Below are 22853 nucleotides of genomic sequence, written 5' to 3'. Positions count from 1 at the left end.
GTCACGCCGCCTCGACCGCAAACCCGACGATATTGCGACTTTCGCGGCTGAACTCCACGCCGATCAAATGAATCGGTTGACTGGGCGCCCGGTATTTCTCGGCATAACCTTTGTCCTTGAGCTGTTGCAAAGCGCTCCCCTGGGCGGTCAACTCCACGACTTTGAACTCAAACAGATAAATCTGTCCCTCAAAGCGCACGGTCATGTCAATCCGTCCGTGATTGGTGGCATCTTCCAGGATGATGTCCAGTCCGAGCGCGGCGAAGTAGGTGTAAAACACGCTGGCATAGTAGCCTTCGTAACGGCTGATCGGGTTGTTGTCGCACCACTGATGCGGGATGGTGGCAAAGAACGCCTGAAACAGGTCTTTTAATCCCATCAGGTCGCCCGCCTGAAGCAAGCGGTACAGGGTTTTCCGGTTGCGCACCTCGGCTTGGGGGTTGGCGGTCCACGCCCGTAACAAACTGTTGTAGGTGCTTTGATAGACCTCGTGATTGGGGAAGCGCAGGCGGTAGAAATAGGTGCTGCCTAATAGTTCCTCCCGGTCAATCGTCAGATAGCCGGTTTGGAACAGCAACGCCTCGGTGGGCATGTCGTCCACGTCAAAGGTAGCCAGTAATTCGGCGTCCGATTCCAGTTGCCCGAGCATCGGCAACCAGGTTTGCCGTTCAGTGAGCAATTGAATCAGAAAGGAGGGTGTGCCGGTCTCGAACCACCACGGGCGGAACTGGCGCTTGTCGAACAGGAGCAGCAGATCAAAGGGGTTATAGACTGATTCGCCCAGCCAGTGATAGCCGTTGTACCAAGACCGGATTTCATCCCGATCCAGCCCGTTCAACTCTGGCGCAAACACCGTATCCACGTCGGTTTCTGTGTAGCCGCAAATGGCGGAGTACTGGGGATCCACCGTCAGGTCATTGAGGTTGTTCAACCCGGAAAACAGACTCACCTTGCTGAATTTGGAGACGCCGGTGAGAAAAGCCAGACGGATCGAAGCGTCGGAATCCTTGATCACACTATAAATGTCTTTCAAGCCTTCGCGCATGGCCAGGGCGGTTTCGCGGTTCGTGAGATTGTCGAGAATCGGCTTGTCGTATTCATCGACCAGGATGACGGCCCGTTGCCCGGTTTGTTCGCAGCGGCGCGCGATCACGTCATGGAAACGACTGCGCAAGTCGGGATAGCGCGCGGGGAGTTCATGCCAGCGCTCCTGTTCGTCCAGTTGACGATGCAGGGATTCCTGCAAATGCTGCGGCGATTTCAGCACGCCCCCGCCGAAGCTCAGACGAATGACCGGGTGTCGAATCGACCAGTCCCAGCGGTCATGGATGTACAGACCCCGGAACAAAGGTTCATTACCCTCGAACAGTTCCTTCAAGGTATCGAGAAACAGGCTTTTGCCAAAGCGGCGCGGACGGGAAAGGAAGTAATACTTGCCGTTTTCAGCGAGACGCCAAGCCAACGGCGTCTTATCTACGTAGTAGTAGCCTTCGCTGATGATTTGGGCAAAGGTCTGAATGCCGATCGGCAGTTTGCGGCGGGTGTCGGGCATGGGCGGGGTCCCTCGGTGGATATTTCTGCAAGGAAGGATTGTATCTTTAGGTCAGAGTCAAGGCATCGAGATTAATGAGGGCTTTGGTGTGCCGCAAAAAATCCATACCGAGAATGCCCTGCAGGGAGAAACCGTAATCGTAAGCGTTCACCTCCCCCCTTTGAAAAAGGGGGGCCGGGGGGGGATTGCGCACGGGCGACGGGGCCAAAATCCCCCCTCACCCCCCTTTGCCAAAGAGGGGGACTGAACGGTTACCCGTAATCGAGTGCGCCGACTTCGACCGTAAAGGCCGACGCCGATAATGCGCCGACGGTCAAACGATCCAGCGTTTTGATGAACACAAATTCGGAGCCGCCCACGCCGCGAATCCGGCGCAGCGGATTCTGGTGATCCAGAGTGACCTCAACAAAGGGCAGATCGTCTCGCAGGCGAATGTTCATGGGGGCGTTTCCAGCAGGATCGTTATAGGGTGTCCCTGTTCTCATCGTTCCGCTTCCACTGCCTCCTCATGCCGCTGATGATGGAGGGTGAGCAGGTTATGCAGGTGCTTTGATAGACCTCGTGATTGAGAAAACGCTGACGGTAGAAAGGATTGTATCGAGTGAGATAAGGTTCCTTCTCATTGCTGGATTCGGTGACTATATTCAATGATGTCGTGGTGTAAGCGTTCACCTCCCCTCTTTTTCAAAGGGGGGAAGTGAACGCTTACCGCGGAGTAGACGGAATCCATTAGATTCGAGATATTTCACCAAGTCACGCCGATTCACTGACAAGGTCGATCTCCACAGGGAGTTGCTCAATCAAGGCATTATGAGGAGGAATTTCTTTACCCAGATCACGATACGCCAAGACCATTTCGTGGAGGGCATCACGCAGCATGGCTCTACATTCATCGAGATCAGCACCTTCGGTGACGACTTCCGGCCATTCGACAAGCTGACCCATGTAACCCTCTACAAGTCGGGTATATTTAGCGGTGTAGCTACAGAGCATGTGATGGACCTCGCATAGATTCGGATGATCAATATAGTCGTTCAACGACTGAGACACAACGACACCTTCCATCTGGAGTATTGACCTAATGTTTGTATCGAAACCTATTCTCGCAAAGTACGCCCTGCGTACCTTTGCCCTCAGCTTGAGCCTTCTGATAGGGCTGGGCCTGAACACCCCCGCCCACGCTGCCGGCCTGAACGACACTGGCCAGACCACTTGTTACGACGAAACCCAGGCCGTGACTCCGGAACCCAGCACTCACCCCCGCCAGGATTGTACGATTGGGCGGGATGCGGCGGCAGCGGCAGGCGCGTTGACCAAGGTGGGGGGTGGCCGCGCGGGCTTTGATTACACCAAGATCGCTAACGATGGCCGGGAATTGCCCGCCAATGCCGTACTTGGTTCTGGCCCCGGCGACTGGGCCTGCACCCGCGACAATGTGACGGGAATACTTTGGGAAGTGAAAACCGATGACGACGGCTTGCGGGACCGGGATTGGCGTTATACCTGGTACGACGATATTCATATCGACAACAACGGCGGCAACCCCGGTTCATTGGGTTCCAACACCTGCGGCGGAACCTTGCCTAACAATCAATGCAACACCCAGGCCTACACGGCGGCGGTGAATGCGGCAGGGCTATGCGGCTTCACCGACTGGCGTCTGCCGACGAAAAAGGAGTTGCTCCAACTGGTGGATGTTGAAATTCCCTCTCCGGGGCCGACGATTGAGAGTGTCTATTTTCCGAACACTCGTTCGTCATGGTATTGGTCCTCCTCGACCTACGCCCACTATCCGGACAACGCGTGCTACGTGGGCTTCTACCCTGGCTTCGTGGACGCCTACAGTAAGGCGAGGTACAACCATGTGCGTCTCGCGCGCGGTGGACAGTGATTTTGATTTTTGACACAAGCTCATATTTGATTCAATAAATTTTCTGGAGAACCTGGGATGGCGCATACTCATTATGGCCAATTGCCCATTTGGCGGGACGCAACACGGTTGCTGGCGGTGCTGGAGCCAAAATCCCCCCTCACCCCCCTTTGCTAAAGGGGGGACTGACCAAATCCCCCGCACTACAAACTCCCCCCTTTGAAAAAGGGGGGCTGGGGGGGATTTTAATGGAGACCAAAATGTTGCCTTATTCCATTAAACACAAACCACTGGCCCGCGAATTACGTAATAACATGACGGATGTCGAGCAGATTTTGTGGAAGCGGTTGCGCCGCAAGCAGATTTTAGGTGTGTCCTTTTACCGGCAAAAACCACTGGGTTGCTATATCGTTGACTTTTACTGCTCTGCTGCCCGGTTGGTCATCGAGCTTGATGGTTCACAGCATTACACCCGAGACGCGCAACACGATGACGCAATGCGTACACAAACCTTGGAGGTGATGGGGCTACGGGTGCTACGCTTTGACAACCGGCAAGTGTTGCAAGAATTGGAAGCAGTGGTCGGAGTGATCTTTGCCGAAGTGAAAGCGCGACTGGTGTGTGAGGGTGAAAATCCCCCCCAACCCCCCTTTTTCAAAGGGGGGAGTCCTTGGAACGTGAACGCCAACAATAAGGCGAACAACAACCATGTGCGTCTCGCGCGCGGTGGAAAGTGATGCGGCGGGTGTCTTCAGCTTTGCCGCCCTCTGGCGGGCCTACGAGGTCTGTCGGCGGCGCAAGCGCCACACCCGCAATGCCCAGCGATTCGAGATTCAGGCGCTGGATCGCCTGATCGAGATTCGTGATGCCTTAATGAGCGGCACCTGGCGCCCCTCTCGCACCCTGTGCTTTGTCACGGTTCGGCCCAAACTCCGGGAAATCCATGCCGCCGATTTCGGTGACCGGGTGGTGCATCACCTGCTGGTACCCCGGTTGGAAGCGTTGTTTGAGCCGATCTTTATCCACGACAGCTATTCCAACCGCCCCGGTAAGGGCACCCATGCGGCGGCGGATCGCTTGCAGCAGTTTCTGCGCCAGGTCAGCCGCAATGGCAGTCGCCCGGCGTGGTTTCTGCAACTGGATATTCGCAACTTCTTTCACACCATCCACCGGCCGACCCTGTACCGGTTGGTGTTGCGCCGGCTGACCAAGGCGGTGCGCAGTGGCCGCATTCCGGCGGAAGACGCCCGTGCGCTGGTCTGGCTGGTGCGGCGAATCCTGGAGCCGGACCCGGCAGCCAACGTCCGGTATCGGGGTGATCCACGCTTGCACCAGCAAGTACCGCCGCACAAGCGCCTGGCGAACGCCCCGCCGGGCTGTGGCATTCCCATTGGCAATCTGACCAGCCAGTTCTTCGCTAATGTCTATCTCAACGAACTGGATCAATTCATCAAACATCAGCTCAAGGTGCGTGGCTATGTCCGCTATGTCGATGATTTTGTGCTGGTGCATGAAGACCCGGAACAACTGCTTATTTGGCGTGCGGCCATTATGGATTTTCTGGCGGCGCGGCTGCGTCTGACCTTAAAAGCAGTGGCTGAACCGCGTCCGGCACGCAACGGCGTCGATTTTCTCGGCTACATCGTGCATGTCCATCATCGCCTGGTGCGGCGGCGGGTGATCGGCAACCTGCATGAGCGGTTGAATGGCCTCCTTGGCGAAATCCCCCCTCACCCCCCGCATTCCAAACTCCCCCCTTTGAAAAAGGGAAGTTGGGGGGGATTTCGCACGGGCGATGGGGCCAAAATCCCCCCTCACCCTCCTTTGTTAAAGAACTCCCCCCTTTGTAAAAGGGGGGCCGGGGGGGATTTTGACCACTCGCCGGTACTCGTTCGCTTGCCACGTCGCCAGCGTGAACAATTGCGTTCGGTGCTGGCTAGCTATCTCGGCCACTTCAGCCACGCGGATGCGCACCGTCTGACACAATCTCTATGGTGTCGGTATCCCTGGCTCGCGCTGATCGCCAAACCGTATTTCCCCCCGTTGGTCAACAGCCGCCGCAAAGATTCGAGACTCCCCCCTTTGAAAAAGGGGGGCCGGGGGGAATTTCGCTCTCATCCTGTATCCATCCGCCTCATCCCGCTCTGGCAACCGCTCAGCGTCAGTTCCCTGGTCAGTCAATGGCGCTTCTTTCATCGGCAAGGACCAGGTATTGTCCTGATGCGCGTAGGACGACAAGTGGAAGCGTATGGCGAAGACGCCCTGTTGTTGCGGCGCTTATTCGGCCTGCGGCTGGATGAGCGGCGGCGGCCTGGCCTGGGACCGTGCATCGCCCTACCGCCGCGCGCTGTGCCGAAGTTCTTGGCGCGGCTGGTCAAAACCGGGGTCGGGTATCGGTATGTCGTGGAAGAAGGTTACTTGAAAGGGGGCCTGAAGCGGCGCGTTCTGGCGGCGGTTTATGCCCCTCTTTTGCAAAAGATTTCGATTAATCAAAGTGAAGAGGAGAAGACGAAGTGAAACGGTTCGGTTGGAACATCTGCATTCACCTCCCCCCTTTGCTAAAGGGACACCATCACCTCCCCCCTTTGAAAAAGGGGGGCCGGGGGGGATTTCGCACGGGCGACTTCTCCAAAATCCCCCCTAGCCCTCCTTTGTTAAAGGGGGGGACTGATTGGCCCGGATGGATACTGTTTCTGCTGCTGTGGATCGTTGCCCCAGTCAGCATAGCCGCAACCTGCCATCCGAACATCCGGCCCACGACGCCCACCGCAGATTTTACTCTGGACGATGTGAATGGCGTGGCGACGCACACCCCAACCGGCCTGACCTGGATGCGCTGTAGCCTGGGCCAAACCTGGGAAAGCGCCACGCAAACCTGTAGCGGTTCCGCACTCCGTTACACTTGGAGAGACGCTCTGCAAGCCGCACAGGGCTATGCTTTCGCGGGGCGCAACGACTGGCGTCTACCGAATTACAAGGAATTACAGACGATTGTTGAGGAGCAATGCTACAGTCCAGCCATTAATGAGACGGTTTTCCCTGTAACATCAACAAATAATTATTGGTCCTCCTCGACCTACGCCGACGGTCCGAGCAACGCGTGGTACGTGGGCTTCGGCTATGGCGACGTGCACAACTACATTAAGGCGGACTACTACCATGTGCGACTCGCGCGCGGCGGACCGTCTTTTGGCGATTATTCCGGGGACGCCGCTTCGCCGCCGCCCACCCCCACGGCCACCCTCCCCGTGCCCACGGCCCGCGACCTTCCCGGCGCGGTCACGAACGTCCCCTATGCCACGGTGATCAATGCCGCCGGAGGAATAAGTCCCTATATCTTCACCGCCACGGGCCTGCCGCCCGGTCTCCGTCTGACCGCCGATGACGGCGTCCTCAGTGGCCTGCCCGACACCGCCGGCGACTACACCGTCACCATCACCGTCACCGACGCCCAAAGCCACACCGGAACCCGCGACTACGCCCTCACCGTCGCCCCACTCGTGCTGGCGCAGCGCACCTTACCGATTGGCGTGCGGAATGCACCCTACGAACAAACCCTCACCGCCTTGGGTGGCCAACCGCCGTACACCTTCACCGCCACCGGTTTACCGCCCGGCCTGACCTTAGCAGTTAATGGCGCGATCAGCGGCACGCCGACTGAAGCCTACAACGCCCCGATTCAAGTCACCGTCCAGGATCAGGACGAGCAAACGATCACGGTACCAGTCGGGTTGACTATTCGTGAAGTCGCCTTCACCCGCGATAATCCCGTCAAACCTGGCCAAACCCTGAGCGCCGCCGTCCACTACTCCGACGGGAGTAGTTGCGAACTGGACGAGCCGAACATTCTCACCCTCCCCATCGGTGGCCCCAATGCCCCGGCCACCGGCCCCGACGGCATCACCCTGACCGACGGCCTACTGCAAGTCGTCCTGCAAAACTGCACCACCAACGGAATCCCCGCCACCGTCACCCTGGCCTATGGCGACCCGTTACCCGCCGGTGCGCAATACTGGAAATACGGCCCCACCGCCACCGACTCCGACCCGCACTGGTATCTCTTGAACGGCGCGGACCTGGCCGGCAACACCGCCACCTTCACCCTCATCGACGGCCACCTCGGCGATGCTGACGGACTCACCGACGCGCACATCACCGACCCCGGCGGGCGCGGCCTGCCCAACCTGGCCATCAGCGGCGGCATCCTCAGTCGCACCCCCGTCAACCAACCCTACCGCGCCACCCTGCAAGCCCGCTACGAAGGCCCCGCCCCACCCGCCACCGCAGCGGACGACCCCGCCTACCGCTGGAGTGTGACGGAAGGCGCATTGCCGCCCGGCCTCACCCTGGAAAACGCCACCCCCGATGGCCTCGACGCCTTGCTCAGCGGCATCCCCACCCAGGTCGGCGTCTACTTCTTCACCCTCCAGGTCATCGACCCCACCCACGGCCAGGTCTTCGTCCAACAAGACTATCGCATCGAAGTCATCGCCGACGACCCCGCCGTCACCCTCATCACCCACTACTACCGCTCCATCCTCGACCGCGCCCCCGAGGACGACGGCGTCGCCTTCTGGAAAGACCAAATCACCGCTCTACAAGCCCAGGGACAAGACGCCAAACCGGTGTTCCGCAACATGGCCTACTTCTTCTTCAACAGCCCCGAATACCTGGCGCGCCACACCACAAACCCCGCCTTCATCGGCAACCTCTACCGCACCTTCTTCCAGCGCGAACCCGAAGAGGACGGACTGGCCTTCTGGCTGGCCGACCTGGCCCGCGGCAACCCCCGCAACGATGTCATGACCTTCTTCCTCTACTCTCAGGAATTCACCGACTTCATGGGGTATCTGGGGTTTTGAGCGCAAATGTCCTCACGCTCTAATACCAATTCCCATTGTGTTAAATGACGTTACTGCGGAGTCTCCCCCCTTTGAAAAAGGGGGGTCGGGGGGGATTTCGCACGAGCGACGGGGCCAAAATCCCCCCTCACCCCCCTTTGCTAAAGGGGGGACTGAACGGTTACAGGCGGTCCACTAGGGTTCGATGCCGGCCTGCTTGAGTCGGGCAAGTAATTGTTCGACTTGCTGTTCGGCGACGATTCGGGCCTGGCGTTCCTGCTCTGCTTGCTGTTCGGTGGCGATTCGGACCTGGCATTCCTGCTCCTTGGCCTGGCGTTCCTGCTCTGCTTGCTGTTCGGCGGCGATTCGGGCCTGGCGCTCTCGTGCGGTTTGCCCTTCCGCCGCCTTCCGGGCCTGTTCCTCCACGGCGCCTTCGCGCAGCTCTTCGCCCCGATAATAGACCCGCACCTTGCGACCTTCCGTCCAGTTCCACCGCTCCAGCACCTCAATCTCCAGGCCGGGAATCGCCCGACTGCGATACCGCCGGTCGGGTGGCAAGGAGATCAGTTGATAGTCGTCGGTGCGCGGATCGTAGCGATACCAGACCACCGACCGCTCATCATCCGGCTCCGGGTAGATCAATACAAATTCCGGGACGCCATGCACCCGATTGTGCTCGCGCATCCGCACCGTGTCCTTGAGTTCCTTCTCCCGTCGTGAGGTAGTGACCACTTCCAGGGCGAAGAGCAACTCTTTGGCGGTCAGCGACCGAATGTCAGGATTCGCCGTCAGGGCAAAATCCGGGTAGAGCGCCCGCTGCTCGCCCAGTTTGGGAAACCAGTACCAGACGGGGTAATCGCTTACGCCTTGCAGACCAGCGCGCTGCGCCACGCGATCGAGCAGGGCGCCCAGGAAATAGATCGTCTTGCGGTGGGCGTGGGAGGCGGCCATCTGAAATTCTTCGTCAAAATAGGGGATACCGTCCATCGCCTCGGGGGGGTGCGGGATCGGGATCAACTGCGCCAGACGCGCGTCCCGGTCATGGCGCAACCGGGGTTCAATGTGGGGAATCACCAGGGAAACCATCAGCCAGCTCCTTGCGCACGGGCAATGGAAAGGGGTGGATTTCGCCAAAGTATACGCCTCTTCAGGCGCAGCGGTTGATGGCCTTGAACCATCTCCGAGCTTCTTTTACTGCAAATGTCGCTGTTCCAAATTACGCAGAATGGCGTCGAGATCATCTTCATCCAGCGAGAGAATATCCTCATCTTCCAGGATTTCGGCTTCGTCAGTCGGAGCGGTGGAAACAGGTTCAGGCCATGAATCCAGCGCCATCAGCATCGCTAGATGTTCGGCCAGCGCCGCGATCGTGGGATAATTGAACAACAGGGTCGCTGGCAGAGAAGCTCCAGCCAGCGCCCCCAGCCGATTGCGCAACTCCACCGCCAGCAGGGAATCCAACCCCAGTTCATTCAACGGACGGTCATGGCGCAACGGCGCGTTGCCAATGGACAGCAACCCCCGCGCCTGGGCTTCGACCAATCCGGCTATACGTTCGATCTGACGAGCAGGCGGCAATGCGGCCAAGTCTTCAGTAGCGAGTGGCGAGCAGCGAGCAGCGAATGGCGGGTTGCCTCCCTTTTCCTGGGTGGGAGCAGGATGAGTAGTCAGTGATAGCTCACGAAAGAGCGCGGGCAAATGGGTTCCAAAATGACCCTGCAATTTGGGCCAGTCAATCGGCAACACGGCAATTTGCGAGGGTCGACGCTCCAGAGTCCAGGCCAGCGCTGCCAGCCCTTCATCCGTGGTCAACGCGCCCATGCCGGTCTCCGCCAGCCGTTCACCGACCTGGCGGCGGGCGGCGGCGCCCACGTCGCGCCAAGCCCCCCAGTCTATCGTCATTACGGGCAACCCTTGCGCTTGGTAGCGTTGCGCCAGGGCATCCAAACCGGTGCTGGCGGCGGCGTGGTTGGCTTGACCCGGCGAACCCAGCAGTCCGGCGGCGGAACTGAACAGGACGAAGGCGTCGAGATCCGCATTGAGGGTGGCCAAGTGGGGAATCGCCGTCAGCTTGGGGCCAGCGACTTTGGCGAGGCGTTTCGGGGTTTGTTCAGCAAGTGGCGCATCGTCGAGTAAGCCAGCGGCGTGGAAAACGCCCGCCAGCGGTGGCAGGACAGTGTGCAGTTCGGCCAGCATTCGGTGAATCTGGGTCTCATCCGCTAAATCGGCGGCGATGCATTGCACGGTCGCGCCCTGTTCGCGCAGTTTCTCTAGTGATTGAGTCATCTGTGCATCGGGTGCGTGGCGGGAAACCAGCGCCAGATATTTTGCGCCCTGGCTGACCGCCCATTGCGCAACCGCCAATCCCAATCCGCCCAGTCCGCCCGTGATCAGATAGCCACGATCCGGTCGGAAATGGAACGGTTGATGATGCGTGAGAACGATCTTGCCCAGATGCCGGGCTTGTTGCATCAGCCGGAACGCTTCAGCGGCGCGGCTCATTGGCAACAGGTTTAACGGTGGCGGCGGCAACTCGCCTGAAGCCACCGCGTCCAGCACCGCCCGCAGCAATCGACCGCCTTCCGCTTCGCTGGCGGTATCGAGCGCGACGATCCGGTAATCGACGGTGGGGAAGCGGGCGGCGACCTGTTCAGCGCTCCAAATGCCGGCGCGACCGATTTCGATAAAGCGTCCTCCCGGTTTCAACACAGACAGACTGGCGGGGATCAGATCGCCGGTCAGGCTGTTCAGCACCAAGTCCACGCCCGCGCCCGCAGTAGCGGCCATCACTTCAGCGGCAAATCCGGGATTGCGCGAATCGAAAACGTGCTGGATGCCGATCTGTTGCAACCAAGCGCGTTTCCAGGAGGAGCCAGCGGTTGCCAACACCTCTGCGCCCACCGCACGGGCCAACGCTACGGCAAATCCGCCTACGCCGCCAGTCGCTGCATGGATCAGCACACGGTGACCGGCCTGCACACGTCCCAGTTCGCGCAAGGCATACCAGGCCGTGCTGGCCGCGACCGGCAACGCGGCGGCCTGCGCACACGTCAAGTTCTTCGGAATTCGGGCGACGCGACCTACCGGCGCGATAACATGACTGGCCAGGCTGCTCCCAGCCAGCGCCAGCACCCGGTCGCCGATCTGGAATTCGGTGACGCCTTCGCCCAAAGCGGCAATGGTTCCCGCGCATTCGCCGCCCAAACTTACGCCTTCTCCCAAAGAGCGAGGGGAAAGGTTGAGCACGGTCAGCACATCCTTGAAATTCAAACCGGCGGCGGCGACGGCGATCTCAACTTCGCCGGGACCCGGCCTTTGTTCCGGCAAGGGCGTCGGCGCGATGTAGTCCAACTGGCCAGGTTCCGTTGCGGTCAGGCGAAAACGCTCCGGTAACAGTGGCTCGTCTTCAGTCCGGGTGAGCCGCAAAGCGTAACGCTGACCGTCACGCCAGGCGACTTCGCTTTCTCCATCGCCAATGGCCGATTCAGCAGCTAGTGTGGCTTCAGCGTGGTCATCCAGCGGGTCCAAATCGACCAGCCGAACCTGAGTCCCCGGATATTCCAGCGCTGCGGCCTTGGTCAAGCCCAGCACGGCGGCCTGGGCGGAATCCGGCGTTTCCCAAAGCCGCAGGCGCTGCGCGCCATAAGTCGCAACCAACAGGCGCGGTGTCTGGCCTAACTCAGTTTGCAAGACGGGCAATACCGCCGCTGCCGGGTTAAGTGGCGTATCCAGCGCCGCGCGGCAAATTACGGTCTGCGCTGGCGCGGGAGACGACTTGCGCGCCAGGATGACGCCTTGATCGGCCAATCGACCGGAACCGGGAGTGAGCGCCGCGACATCGTCGAAACCCTGCGTAGTCAGCAGTTGACGCCATTGTCCGGCGTCGATTAGCGGGTCATCGGGGCGAAGTTTTCGATCCGTGCCACGTTGCCAGCCCTCGGTCAGGCCGAAAGTAAGATCAAGCCAGCGCGAAGGCCGGAGACCCTCAATCAGCAGCAGCCATCCGCCCGGTGTCAGGGCCTCAGCGGCGTGGGCGACCGCTTCGCCCAGATCACGGGCGGCGTGCAGTACATTGGCGGCGATCACCAAATCATACGCGCTAGCTTCAACACCTTGCGCCGCCAACTCCTGTTCAATATCGAGCAGGGCGGTGCGCAGGAACGGGTATTTGGCAAAGGTCTGTTCCGCTGATGGCAAAAAGGCCGGGGACAGGTCGGTAAAGCGGTATTCCGCCGTAGTCGTCGGGAAGATCGGCAATAGATGGCGCGTTGTCCCGCCCGTTCCGCCGCCGATTTCCAGCACCCGCAAGGGTCGATTCAACGGCAGGGCGCGAGTTAATGCGTTTGCAGCAAGTTCGTTCAGGGCGCTGGCGTAGCGCGATTCAGTGTAAACCGCACTGGCGTCGTCCGGTTCCGAAGGCGCGAACAATAGATTCAAAGGTTCGGCGGTTCCAGTCAGCACATCCGCCAACGCCGCGCCACAGCGGGCCAGCATTCCGGTTTCCGGGGCTTGAGCCGGATAGCGGGCGCGAATCTCCGTCAACCGACGTTCGGGGTTGGCGTCGGGAATGCGCAGAGTCCGATGATCGGCGTCGATCAGACCGTCCTTTTTCAGCATCCGCCACAGGCGCGGCAGCACTCGCGTAAATCGGGGCGCGGTGGGAACCGATAACTGGACGGGTTTACCCACGGCAAAGCGTGCGCCAAGTGCGATGAACGCCCGCGCCACGTAGGCAGTGCTCAATGCATCCAGTTGCGGCAAGTAGTCGAGGTAATCGGAAAGATCGACACGGCAAGCGATTTGAAGGGCGATAGTCGATGGCTTAGGCCAGTGGTCAGGATCGCAAGGCCGCCAAACCGGGGTGTAAAGATGACGGCGACAGTCTTTCCCCGAAGGCCGACAACCTAAACCTTCGACTTGCAGCAATCGAGTTCCATCCGCGGCGAGCAAGTTCAAGTCACCGATGATGCCGTTAGCGCCAGGTTTTGTTGGCCGCAACGTTGCGTGACACCAAACGGCGGTATTGGGATTCGCGCCTGTTCCCAACCGCAATTGATCCAGCGCCACCGGCAAATGTGCGGGTAAATCGGTGGTGATCAACGCCGCGCCCAGAGTTTGAAACAGGACGTCTAGCACCAGCGGATGCACTGGCAAATCGTTCGACTCTAGGTCATCGGGAGCGCACAGCCGGGCCAGTGCTTCGCCTTGACCAGCGCGGATTTCGACGATGCGGCGGAAACGCGGCCCCAAAACGATGCCCCCCGCTTCCATGCGCTGATAAAGGGTTTGCGGGGAAACGGTTGTGCCGCAGCGGGCGATCAAGTCGGCGAGAGGGTCACTGCCCAGGTCAATGGGAGCGGGACCGGGTTCAGCGCTGGCATACCGTTGCCAGACGGTTGTTCCTGTAGGACGGGCATGAATCTGCACTCGTCCGTCTTGAAGAATCGTCTGCATTTCGACGCCATCCTGGCCAACCGTCAGCGGCGCCTCGATCGTCAACGCACAGAGTCCAGGCAATCCGGCGGCTAACGCCAAAACGGCGTGAACGGCGCCAGGCAAGATGACCTGCTCATCAATCCGGTGTTCTTCCAGCCAATCCGGCGCGGTGGGGCGCACGGTCGCCATGAACAGGCGTTGGGCCAGCGGTGTGGAAAATTCCTGGCCGGGCAGAATTCCATCCTCCCTGGCACCCTCCTTTCCTTTCGTGAGAGCGGGGTTAGAGGAGCAAGGGGGATCACGCCAATAACGCCGATGTTGAAAGGGATAAGTCGGGACGGGCGCGCGAGGACCAGGGCCGAGCAGCGTCGCCCAATCGACATGCAATCCGTGGGCATAGAGCGCTGCGACCGCATTGAGCAGCGCACGCGGTTCGTCCGCATTCGCCAGCGTCGGAACGATGCAAGCGTGGTCGTTCTGGATGCGCGTCAGTCCTGTCAAGGTCGCGCCTGGACCGATTTCCAGGAATGCGGTGCAGCCCAAACTATCCAGCGTTTCCAGCGCCTTGGTGAAGCGCACCGGCTGGCGGGCATGGCGGGACCAGTGATCAACGGATGGCTGAGTGATCACGCCGCCGGTCAAGGTAGAAACCCAATGGAGTTGAGACGCTTGATGAGTCAAGCTGGTGGCGACCGCGTTCAGTTCCGCCAGAATCGGCTCCATGCGCGGCGAATGAAAAGCGTGGGCTACTTTCAGCCACTGATGGGCAATGCCCTGGGCGGCAAGCCGTTCCAGCACACGCTGCAACGCCGCGCTGTCTCCCGATAACACCACGGTCTGGGGCGCGTTGAAGGCGGCAAGATTAACCGCAGCGGTTTCTGCACCGAGCGCGGCCTGTGTAACGTCAGCAACGGCAAACACCGCCGCCATTGCGCCTCCTGCGGGGAGACGCTGCATCAATCGTCCTCGCGCCGCCGCCAACTGCAAGCCCGCTTCCCAGTCCAAAACACCGGCGGTCGCCGCCGCCGCCAGTTCACCCAGACTGTGCCCAGTCACCGCAACTGGCTTAATTCCCCAAGCCTGTAATTGCGCGACCAGCGCCCATTGCAACGCAAACAGCGCCGGTTGGGCCAATTCGGTATGGGTTCCCTCGCCTGTTGGGTCAAACAGTGTGGCCTGAATGCCGGGAACCTGCGATTCCGCCCGCTCAAGAATTGCGCCCGCCACCGGCAACGCGGTCAACCCTCGTCCAGCGCCCGCGACCCAACTACCCTGACCGCTGAATAGAAATGCTAAACGGGGTTGCGTTGCCGTCCGTACTGATAGGGCATCTTGCAAAGCGTTGCGAGCTTCTGCCGTTGACTCAGCGACAACGGCCAACCGCTGTTCAAAATGCCGTCGCCCCAACGCCGCCATTCGACACATCGCAGGAAAGTCTGCCTCATCGGTCAACGCTTCCCGATAACGCTGACGCAAGGCGGTCAGCGCTGCCTCATCCCGCGCTGACAGACAGAGGAGCGAGGAGCGAGGAGCGTTTGACTCCTCTCGCCCTTTGGGAGAGGGGTTGGGAGTAAGGGGCGGCGCTTCGATCACGACATGCGCATTAGTCCCGCCAATCCCGAATGAACTGACGCCCGCCCGGCGCGGTCCCTTAGCCGGCCATGATCGCGCTTTGCTCCCCGGCGTGAAGGGCGTCTTCTCCAAACCCAGTAGCGGATTCGCCTGCCGAAAATGGGCGATGGGCGGCAACAGACCTTCCTTGACCGCCAGCGTCGCCGCCATCAATCCAGTCACGCCCGCCGCCGCTTCCAGATGACCGAACGCAGCTTTGACGCTGCCCAGCGCAATGCCGCCTTGGGGAAGTCCTCGAAAAACTTCATTCAAGGCGCGGATTTCAATCGGATCGCCAATCGGCGTTCCCGTGCCATGCGCTTCGATATAGCCTATCGTAGCGGCATCGACCCCGGCGACCGCCAGCGCCTCGGCAATAACTGCGGCCTGACCGTCCACGCTTGGGGCGGTATAGCCGGCCTTGCGCCCGCCATCGTTGTTCACCGCCGAACCCAGAATCACCGCCTGGATCGGGTCACTGTCGGCTAATGCATCGCTCAGGCGACGCAACGCGACGACACCCACACCTGAACCAAAGACCGTTCCATCCGCTGCGGCGTCAAAACTGCGGCAACGCCCGGTCGCCGACAGAATCGATCCTTCTTCATGGCGATAGCCGACCCGGTGTGGAACCCGCACATTCGCGCCACCCGCCAGCGCCAGATCGCATTCGCCGGACAACAGGCTTTGACAGGCTAGATGCACCGCAACCAGCGAAGTCGAGCAGGCGGTTTGCACGCCGATGCTGGGGCCGGTCAGCCCCAGCAGATAAGCCAGATGACTGGCTAGATAATCTTTCTCATTGCCGATCATCGCCAACAGTGTTGCTGGCGCGGCGCCAGCGCGCAGGTTAGGCAACAGATTGAACAGTAAATAGGAACTAATTGAACAGCCCGCGAAAACACCGATTGCGCCTTTGAAGCATTCTGGCGGATGACCGGCTATTTCCAGCGATTCCCAAGCGCATTCAAAGAACAGCCGGTGCTGTGGATCCAGCAGTTCCGCCTGTTCCGTGCCGAAGCCGAAGAAGGCGGCGTCGAAACCGGCAATATCGTCCAGCACCGGGGCGGAACGCATATAGCGCGGATCGGCCAATGCACTGTGGGACACGCCAGCGGCCAGTAATTCTGTTTCGCTGAAATCGGTCATGGCGTCGCCGCCTTCGCGGGCGATGCGCCAGAATTCGTCAATAGTCGCTGCACTGGGAAAGCGTCCCGCCATGCCGATAATGGCAATCCCTTCGCTCACGTTTCGCCTCGCTGTGATTAAAATCAGTCGAAAAGAAATTTTGCCAGCAGCAGGTAGTTGGAAAGATTTGAGTTTCTTTCCTGAACACACGAGCCGGTTAGATCGCGTCGAGTGGGCTGAGCACCCCACGTCCTCCACGATTGAGGACGTGGGTATAAATCATAGTCGTACTTACATCCTTGTGGCCCAGTAATTCCTGGACGGTGCGGATGTCATGGCCTGCCATCAGGAGATGGGTGGCAAAACTATGGCGGAACGTGTGACAGGAGGCAGGTTTAGCAATGTTCGCGCGACGCACGGCTTCCTTGACGGCTCGTTGCAGGGTTTGTTCGTCGAGGTGATGGCGGCGCTCCACATCGGAACGTGGGTCAATGGATCGTTTCGAGGCGGGGAAAACGTATTGCCAACCCCATTCACGTCCAGCATTCGGGTATTTTCGGGCCAGCGCAAAAGGTAGATACACGTCGCCGAATCCCTCGCGCAAGTCCTGATCATGCACAATTTTGACATCGGCTAGATGGGTTTTCAGGGATTCGATGACCGATACAGGCAACATCGTCAACCGATCGTTTTGTCCCTTGCCGTCGCGCACGGTCAGTTGTCGATATTCGAAATCCAGGTCTTTAACGCGCAGCCGGACGCATTCCATTAAGCGCAAGCCTGCGCCGTAAAGCAAATTAGCCATGAGTCGATGGCGACCTTGCAGATGCGCCAGGACGGTACGCACTTCAGAAGCGGTGAGCACTACGGGTAGGCGCGCTGGGCGTTTTGCGTGCTCCAAATCGTCAAGCCAGCCAAGATCTTTTTCCAGAATTTCCTTGTAGAGAAACAGGATCGCGCTGAGCGCCTGATTTTGGGTTGATGCGGCAACCTGGCGTTCCACTGCCAAGTGATTGAGAAATTGTTCAACCTCCTGCTTTCCCATATTTTGTGGATGACGTTTGTTATAATACAATATATAGCGTCTTATCCAGTCCACATAGGCTTGTTCAGTGCGGATGCTGTAATGTTTAAAGCGGATTTTTTGACGTACCTGATCAAGCAACTTTGGTTTGACATCCATCATTTTCCTCACCCATAATTGTGATTATGGAAGCTTCAAAAATGCTGATTTCCTGCAGGCAATGGCAAATAGAAGCGAACCTGAAACACTGACGCCAAGGTCATGCGCTTTAGTGTCGTTGTTATCGCACAACGTGCTATATTGATCAAGAAGTTGATCAAGCTTTTGGTGATTAGGCGTCAATTTTGACGTAAGATCAGGCGTCATTTATGATGCCTACTTGATGTTAGGGCTCAATAGTGCTAGACCCAGTAATCGAGTTTTTTGAAAAATTAATCACCCAATTCAGTTGGGCGCGATTGCTATTCATTGTTTTGGTCTCGTCATTGTTTGTAAGCGGCCTAGTCTGGTACGAAAGCTACACTGGGTATTTCAGGCTAGGGCGTATAGAACGCTCAGTAGAACTTCTTAAAGAAGTTACGGAGCTTCAACCAAAAGTCAGAGATACTGGAAATGAAGAGCTTTCCAATATTTTCAAATCCATCACGGGCGATTTGGAGCGTTATGTTAGTCACGATTCAACACCATTTAGCATTAAGGAGCCGTATCTAAAAGCCATGGCCGCTGCTTCCCCATGGGTTCTATTCGCAATTTTATTGCCTTTTGCAAGTCCAGGAGGAAATCGAGCAGCAATTGCAGGGATTGCTCTAATTTCTACGCCTTTCATCGTTGCCGCTGCGTATATTCCGGATTTTGAGAGAACATGGGTCAATTACCTTTTATATCCAATCGGGCAGTTCGTGATATTAATAGCAGCGGTTGTTATATTCCAAAATCGTAAGAAAAAGCCCTAACAATGCCATTCACGCGGACCCTTCACTCGCTGCGCTCGCTCAGGTCCGGTGATGGCTGGCGTTAGGCAAGGAGAACATATGAGCGATTGGGACTTTCTGCACGATATGCATAATGACGGCTATAGCCCAGAGCAAATAGCTGATGCCGCTGCTTGTGGATATAACCCTTGGGAGTGGCAGCCTATACACGAGAAAGAATTGTCAGTGGGGCACTCACAGCCCGATTTTGAGCTAGTGATGATTTTCGACAGCTTGGTCGAGAACGCAATGTCTTACCATGCGCTCACAGGACGCTACCTGCAAATTTGGGGTGAATTAGGAGAGCTATACGCTGAAGTCGAGTATGGCATTAAGCGACACAAGCCACATACTAGAGGTTCGGATGGCAGGCTGGGAAATGATTTTATTGAAATAAAAACTATTTCCCCAGAAAAGATTACGGATAAAATACAAGTTAAACGTGCTGGAAACTTTAATAAGTTATTGATAGTAAAAATAACCGAAGATTTTACTTTTGAAGGACGATTTATTTGTAGAAAAAACCTATCGAAGGGTGATGGCACACATGCGCGAGTATCATGGCCCACGCTTTCAGCGGCAGATAATAATGAACGGTAACGACGAGAATGCCTAACTGGGCATTGCAGCGGAGGCCGCTGACGTGGCCCCGGTGAGCAAAGACGTTAGGCCCGACCCAAAAAATCATGAAACCCTCTGAAGCATTGGAAATCATTCAATCTCTCGTAGATGGAGTTGATCCATGTACAGGCGAGATATTTCCTGATGATAGTCCCTATCAACAACCATCTATTTTACGTGCTCTTTTTATTGCAGTACGAGCTTTGGAACGCCTTGAAGAAAGACAAAAACGTGAACAGCGATTACCTGAGAACGCTGGCAAATCATGGGACGAATCTGAAGATCGAATACTTTGTACTAAATTCGAATCGGGCTTGACGATTCTGCAATTGGCGCAAAAACATCGGCGAACGTCAGGAGCGATTCAATCGCGGCTAGAAAAACTGGGAAAAATTGCACCACGGATTTAGTCGATCTAGCCGGTAGGTTGAGTTATCGCTTTTTTGGCAAGCCAACATTCGCAACCAGCCTAACTGGGGCTTGCACCTGACCCCGCTACGCGGGGCAGGTGAAGCAGGTCGTTCGTCGGCGCGAAGCGCCGACGAACGGGGCGCGAGTTGCCAACTTCAGGTTCTCGGCGCTACGCGCCGTCGAACCCTCGTTGGAACGTCACCCCTTCGGGGCGACTTCGTCGTCCCGTACTCGCGTCCCTGCCGCCCACCACGACGCACGGAACTTCACAGTTTCCTGGCCGGGCGACAGCGACGCTCCGTGCGGGATGACGCTCAACTCGCGCCCGTTAGCCCGCATAGACAACGCTTGGTGCCCCGCGACGAAGAGAACGCCCAAATGCCTGAACACCCATTCGACGCCGTACAAACGGCGAAGGCCATCCTCGAGGCGTTCAATGCTCATGACCTCGACAAAGTCATGAGCTTCTTCGCCGAAGACTGCACACTTGACATGCCTCGTGGGCCAGATTCTTGGGGCACGCGGTTTGTCGGTCGCGCGGCGGTGAGAGAGGGCTTGGCCGGCCGCTTCAAGGGTCTTCCGGATGTTCACTACGGCGAGGATCGCCATTGGGGAGACCTCAACATGGTCGCGTCCGAGTGGCTCCTCACGGGTACCAAGCCGGACGGAGAGAAGGTCAGGGTCCGTGGGTGCGATCACTACGAATTCCGTGGCGGGAAGGTGATCCGCAAGGACTCCTACTGGAAGATCGTGGAGTCTGCGTGAGGCGAGTGCGGGCTAACCCCTCGCTCAACCGGACCCTCGGCGGCATGCCGCGGCGGCCCGGTTAGCTCGAACGTTAGCCGCCAAAGTCGCGCGAATTTCCGATCATTTATCTTTTTTATAATGGAGTTGCTATGCCGCAAGTAAAGGGAACCCCCTACGACGTTGAAGCGTCGCAGCTTACCCTACTAAGGAATATTGGGGAGCGCGTTTCATCAATGCGCGCGACGGGATCATTGACTCCGGAAGTATTGAACACTATTCGAAAGTACTTCCGTATAAAAAACATATACCACTCAAATGCAATCGAAGGCAATTCGCTAAACGTCGGCGAAACTCGAACCGTCGTGGAGCTCGGCCTCACAATTACCGGAAAACCATTAAAGGATCAAGCAGAAGCAAGAAACCTGTCGGTGGCTCTCGACTTTCTTGAGGAACTGGCAGCGAATCCCAGTCGCCCCATCACTGAGTCCGATGTACGTCAAATTCATCTGTTAGTGCTAAAAGGTATTAACGACAACGAGGCGGGGCGATATAGATCGGTAATTGTCGAAATCGGAGGCTCGGAGTTCAAGCCACCCGCACCAGAATCCGTAGCAAGCGAGATGGATCAGTTTGGGCAATGGCTACAAAAAGCCAGCGTACCCGGCGATCTATTTGAAACACCTGAGGCACTACTGGCCGCGAGCGCAGCCCACACCTGGTTTGTTACGATCCATCCATTTATTGATGGGAACGGTCGCGTAGCAAGGTTGTTGATGAACCTTATTCTTATGCGTTTCGGGTTTCCTATTGCGGTCGTTACTAGGGAAGACCGCCTCAGGTACTACGATGCGCTAGAGTTTTCACAAGCTTCTGACCTTACCCCCTTCGCTTCCCTAATAGCCGAGTGCGTCGAGGAAAGCCTTGAGGAATACGAAGAGGCCGCCAAGGAGCAAAGAGAAAAGATCGAATGGGCTAAGTCACTCGCCAGCAAGTTCGACCAGAAAGAGAAGACCCGCGCATCAAATCAATATGAAGTCTGGAAGAATGCAATGGAGCTTCTAAAGAGCCTATTCAAGCAAAATGTGGAGTTTCTTGCGGCATCGAGTGACCTAGGAGACGTTTACTTTAGAGACTTCGGCATGCTTGAGTTCGAGAAATATCTGTCGCTTAAGAACTTTGGTTCAGCTAAGAAAACATGGTTTTTCCGTCTCGACGTTCGTAGCGGTGCGCAAGCTAGTCGCTACCTTTTCTTTTTCGGTTCACCAAGCTATGCACTGAAGAACCAAGCAGACGTAACACTACATATCAGTCGAGAGGAACCATCAGGGTCATTTCATTACGAAAAGCTTGACGCATTGTCAGCACCAAATGTCCCATCCTTTGTTGAGATCGGATATCAGTTTGATGAGGAAGCCTTTGTGGTGAGGGCCAAGAATGGAAGTACACGCTCGGAAAAGGTTGAGGCTATTTGCAGGCGGTTCATCCAGGATGTCGTCGAGAAGCATTTCGGCGGCTAGCACTGCGGTCAACGGGGACGCCCAAACGGCCGGCTTCGCCGCCTGTTTGGCCGCCCGTTACCTTCGACGTTCGTCGGCGCTGCGCGCCGACGAACGGGGCGCGAGTTGCCAACTTCAGGTTCTCGGCGCTGCGTGCCGTCCAACCCTCGTTGGAACGTCACCCCTTCGGGGCGACTTCGTCGTCCCGTACTCGCGTCCCTGCCACTCACCACGACTCATGGAACTTCATAGTTCCCTGGCCGGGCGGTAGAGACGCTCCGTGCGGGATGACGCTCAACTCGCGCCCGTTAGATTTCCGTTGTGCGCCACAGGTATAATACAAAAGTGAAAGAGTGCCTGGGTAATGAAATTTCGGCGAAAACGCAAAGGAGGGTTAGTATGTCAGAAACCAAAACAGCCCTGATAGTTGGATCGTCAAGAGGACTTGGGTTGGCGATTACAGAAGAATTATTAAAACGTAAATGGAATGTAATTGGAACTGTACGAGAAGGTAATAGGACCAAGCTTCATGAGTTGGCTGAAAAATGGGAAAAATCACTTCGAATACAGTATCTCGATATAACACTTCCAGATCAAATTGAACGTCTCAAATCTAATATTATTGGCGAGATATTAGATCTCCTTTTCGTTAATGCGGGAGTCGCCAATAAAAATGGCATGAAAGAAACCATCGGTGAAATTTCAATAGAAGAGTTTATTCGAGTTATGGTAACAAATACGCTTTCACCCATGCGAGTTCTTGAACAGATTGCCGGGAATGTTCGTCGAGGTGGAATTGTTGGTGCTATGTCATCTGGTCAGGGGAGCATAGCTGATAATGAAAAAGGTGGAAATGACGTTTATCGTGCAAGTAAAGCGGCGTTGAATATGATCATGCGAAGTTTTTCAGTTCGTCAGGGAAAAGACCATGCAATTCTCCTTTTGGCACCTGGATGGATTAAGACAGATATCGGAGGTGAAGATGCGAAATTTTCCGTCGAAGAGGTGATAGTTGATATTGTTGATACTATTATATCGCAAGAGGGAAAAGCTGGTCTTCGATATCTAGATCGTTTTGGCAATAATGTTAGATGGTGAGTTGACGGTAAAAAGAAAAAGACACACATAATTACACACAAAGTAAT

General features: G+C 57.1%; 16 protein-coding genes. 10 read left to right on the top strand and 6 right to left on the bottom strand.

All coding sequences use genetic code 11. The features are described from left to right. Nucleotide 1 precedes the first annotated feature (1 nt). The 3 genes from H6973_20045 to H6973_20035 all read right to left on the bottom strand — a co-directional run bounded on the left by H6973_20045 (nucleotide 2) and on the right by H6973_20035 (nucleotide 2545). On the bottom strand, nucleotides 2-1552 hold the full coding sequence (locus tag H6973_20045; GenBank protein MCP5127814.1) for an ATP-binding protein: 1551 nt from the start codon (nucleotides 1550-1552) through the stop codon (nucleotides 2-4). A 251-nt stretch (nucleotides 1553-1803) separates the two neighbouring features. Further along, nucleotides 1804-1992 carry a hypothetical protein gene (locus tag H6973_20040; protein MCP5127813.1) on the bottom strand — a complete coding sequence of 63 codons (189 nt, stop codon included), beginning with the start codon at nucleotides 1990-1992 and terminating at the stop codon, nucleotides 1804-1806. Between the two features lie 313 nt (nucleotides 1993-2305). Beyond that, a complete protein-coding gene (locus H6973_20035) occupies nucleotides 2306-2545 on the bottom strand; it encodes a type II toxin-antitoxin system HicB family antitoxin (protein MCP5127812.1) in 240 nt (79 codons plus the stop codon). Nucleotides 2546-2633: 88 nt separating this feature from the next. On the opposite strand from H6973_20035, the gene H6973_20030 reads away from it, so the two are divergent. The 4 genes from H6973_20030 (at nucleotide 2634) to H6973_20015 (ending at nucleotide 8284) form a co-directional block, all read left to right on the top strand. Beyond that, the gene (locus tag H6973_20030; protein MCP5127811.1) at nucleotides 2634-3443 is read left to right on the top strand and encodes a DUF1566 domain-containing protein; all 810 of its coding nucleotides are present in this window, start codon (nucleotides 2634-2636) and stop codon (nucleotides 3441-3443) included. Nucleotides 3444-3682: 239 nt separating this feature from the next. Continuing rightward, nucleotides 3683-4159, top strand: a complete 477-nt coding sequence (locus H6973_20025) for an endonuclease domain-containing protein (GenBank protein ID MCP5127810.1) — start codon at nucleotides 3683-3685, stop codon at nucleotides 4157-4159. Further along, a complete protein-coding gene (locus H6973_20020) occupies nucleotides 4131-5939 on the top strand; it encodes an RNA-directed DNA polymerase (GenBank protein ID MCP5127809.1) in 1809 nt (602 codons plus the stop codon). Before H6973_20025 ends, H6973_20020 begins: the two co-directional genes overlap by 29 nt. Beyond that, a complete protein-coding gene (locus H6973_20015; GenBank protein MCP5127808.1) occupies nucleotides 5936-8284 on the top strand; it encodes a DUF1566 domain-containing protein in 2349 nt (782 codons plus the stop codon). Before H6973_20020 ends, H6973_20015 begins: the two co-directional genes overlap by 4 nt. Before the next feature lie 174 nt (nucleotides 8285-8458). Here H6973_20015 and H6973_20010 read toward each other — a convergent pair whose 3' ends face one another. The 3 genes from H6973_20010 to H6973_20000 form a co-directional block, all read right to left on the bottom strand. Next, entirely contained in the window at nucleotides 8459-9349 is an 891-nt protein-coding gene (locus tag H6973_20010) for a hypothetical protein (protein ID MCP5127807.1), read from the bottom strand. A gap of 105 nt (nucleotides 9350-9454) precedes the next feature. Further along, the gene (locus H6973_20005) at nucleotides 9455-16558 is read right to left on the bottom strand and encodes an SDR family NAD(P)-dependent oxidoreductase (protein MCP5127806.1); all 7104 of its coding nucleotides are present in this window, start codon (nucleotides 16556-16558) and stop codon (nucleotides 9455-9457) included. A gap of 97 nt (nucleotides 16559-16655) precedes the next feature. Continuing rightward, complete coding sequence (locus H6973_20000) at nucleotides 16656-17621, bottom strand: integron integrase (protein ID MCP5127805.1); 966 nt, start codon at nucleotides 17619-17621, stop codon at nucleotides 16656-16658. Between the two features lie 239 nt (nucleotides 17622-17860). On the opposite strand from H6973_20000, the gene H6973_19995 reads away from it, so the two are divergent. The 6 genes from H6973_19995 (at nucleotide 17861) to H6973_19970 (ending at nucleotide 22806) form a co-directional block, all read left to right on the top strand. Further along, a complete protein-coding gene (locus H6973_19995) occupies nucleotides 17861-18415 on the top strand; it encodes a hypothetical protein (GenBank protein ID MCP5127804.1) in 555 nt (184 codons plus the stop codon). 78 nt (nucleotides 18416-18493) lie between these two features. Next, entirely contained in the window at nucleotides 18494-19033 is a 540-nt protein-coding gene (locus tag H6973_19990; protein ID MCP5127803.1) for a hypothetical protein, read from the top strand. An 86-nt stretch (nucleotides 19034-19119) separates the two neighbouring features. After that, a complete protein-coding gene (locus H6973_19985) occupies nucleotides 19120-19464 on the top strand; it encodes a hypothetical protein (GenBank protein MCP5127802.1) in 345 nt (114 codons plus the stop codon). 379 nt (nucleotides 19465-19843) lie between these two features. After that, entirely contained in the window at nucleotides 19844-20230 is a 387-nt protein-coding gene (locus H6973_19980) for a nuclear transport factor 2 family protein (GenBank protein MCP5127801.1), read from the top strand. Nucleotides 20231-20445: 215 nt separating this feature from the next. After that, on the top strand, nucleotides 20446-21729 hold the full coding sequence (locus H6973_19975; GenBank protein ID MCP5127800.1) for a Fic family protein: 1284 nt from the start codon (nucleotides 20446-20448) through the stop codon (nucleotides 21727-21729). 378 nt (nucleotides 21730-22107) lie between these two features. After that, entirely contained in the window at nucleotides 22108-22806 is a 699-nt protein-coding gene (locus tag H6973_19970) for an SDR family NAD(P)-dependent oxidoreductase (GenBank protein ID MCP5127799.1), read from the top strand. The last annotated feature ends 47 nt before the right edge of the window (nucleotides 22807-22853 follow it).

This window comes from Gammaproteobacteria bacterium, assembly GCA_024235095.1.
Classification (GTDB): Bacteria; Pseudomonadota; Gammaproteobacteria; order Competibacterales; family Competibacteraceae; genus UBA2383.
Note: the sequence above shows the minus strand (reverse complement) of the source record. Positions and strands in the feature narration are given on the sequence as shown.

Coding starts and splice junctions, on each gene's coding strand:
- H6973_20045 (MCP5127814.1), bottom strand. CDS start 1,552: ATGCCCGACACCCGCCGCAAACTGCCGATCGGCATTCAGACCTTTGCC.
- H6973_20040 (MCP5127813.1), bottom strand. CDS start 1,992: ATGAACATTCGCCTGCGAGACGATCTGCCCTTTGTTGAGGTCACTCTG.
- H6973_20035 (MCP5127812.1), bottom strand. CDS start 2,545: ATGCTCTGTAGCTACACCGCTAAATATACCCGACTTGTAGAGGGTTAC.
- H6973_20030 (MCP5127811.1), top strand. CDS start 2,634: ATGTTTGTATCGAAACCTATTCTCGCAAAGTACGCCCTGCGTACCTTT.
- H6973_20025 (MCP5127810.1), top strand. CDS start 3,683: ATGTTGCCTTATTCCATTAAACACAAACCACTGGCCCGCGAATTACGT.
- H6973_20020 (MCP5127809.1), top strand. CDS start 4,131: ATGTGCGTCTCGCGCGCGGTGGAAAGTGATGCGGCGGGTGTCTTCAGC.
- H6973_20010 (MCP5127807.1), bottom strand. CDS start 9,349: ATGGTTTCCCTGGTGATTCCCCACATTGAACCCCGGTTGCGCCATGAC.
- H6973_20000 (MCP5127805.1), bottom strand. CDS start 17,621: ATGGATGTCAAACCAAAGTTGCTTGATCAGGTACGTCAAAAAATCCGC.
- H6973_19990 (MCP5127803.1), top strand. CDS start 18,494: ATGAGCGATTGGGACTTTCTGCACGATATGCATAATGACGGCTATAGC.
- H6973_19985 (MCP5127802.1), top strand. CDS start 19,120: ATGAAACCCTCTGAAGCATTGGAAATCATTCAATCTCTCGTAGATGGA.
- H6973_19980 (MCP5127801.1), top strand. CDS start 19,844: ATGCCTGAACACCCATTCGACGCCGTACAAACGGCGAAGGCCATCCTC.
- H6973_19975 (MCP5127800.1), top strand. CDS start 20,446: ATGCGCGCGACGGGATCATTGACTCCGGAAGTATTGAACACTATTCGA.
- H6973_19970 (MCP5127799.1), top strand. CDS start 22,108: ATGTCAGAAACCAAAACAGCCCTGATAGTTGGATCGTCAAGAGGACTT.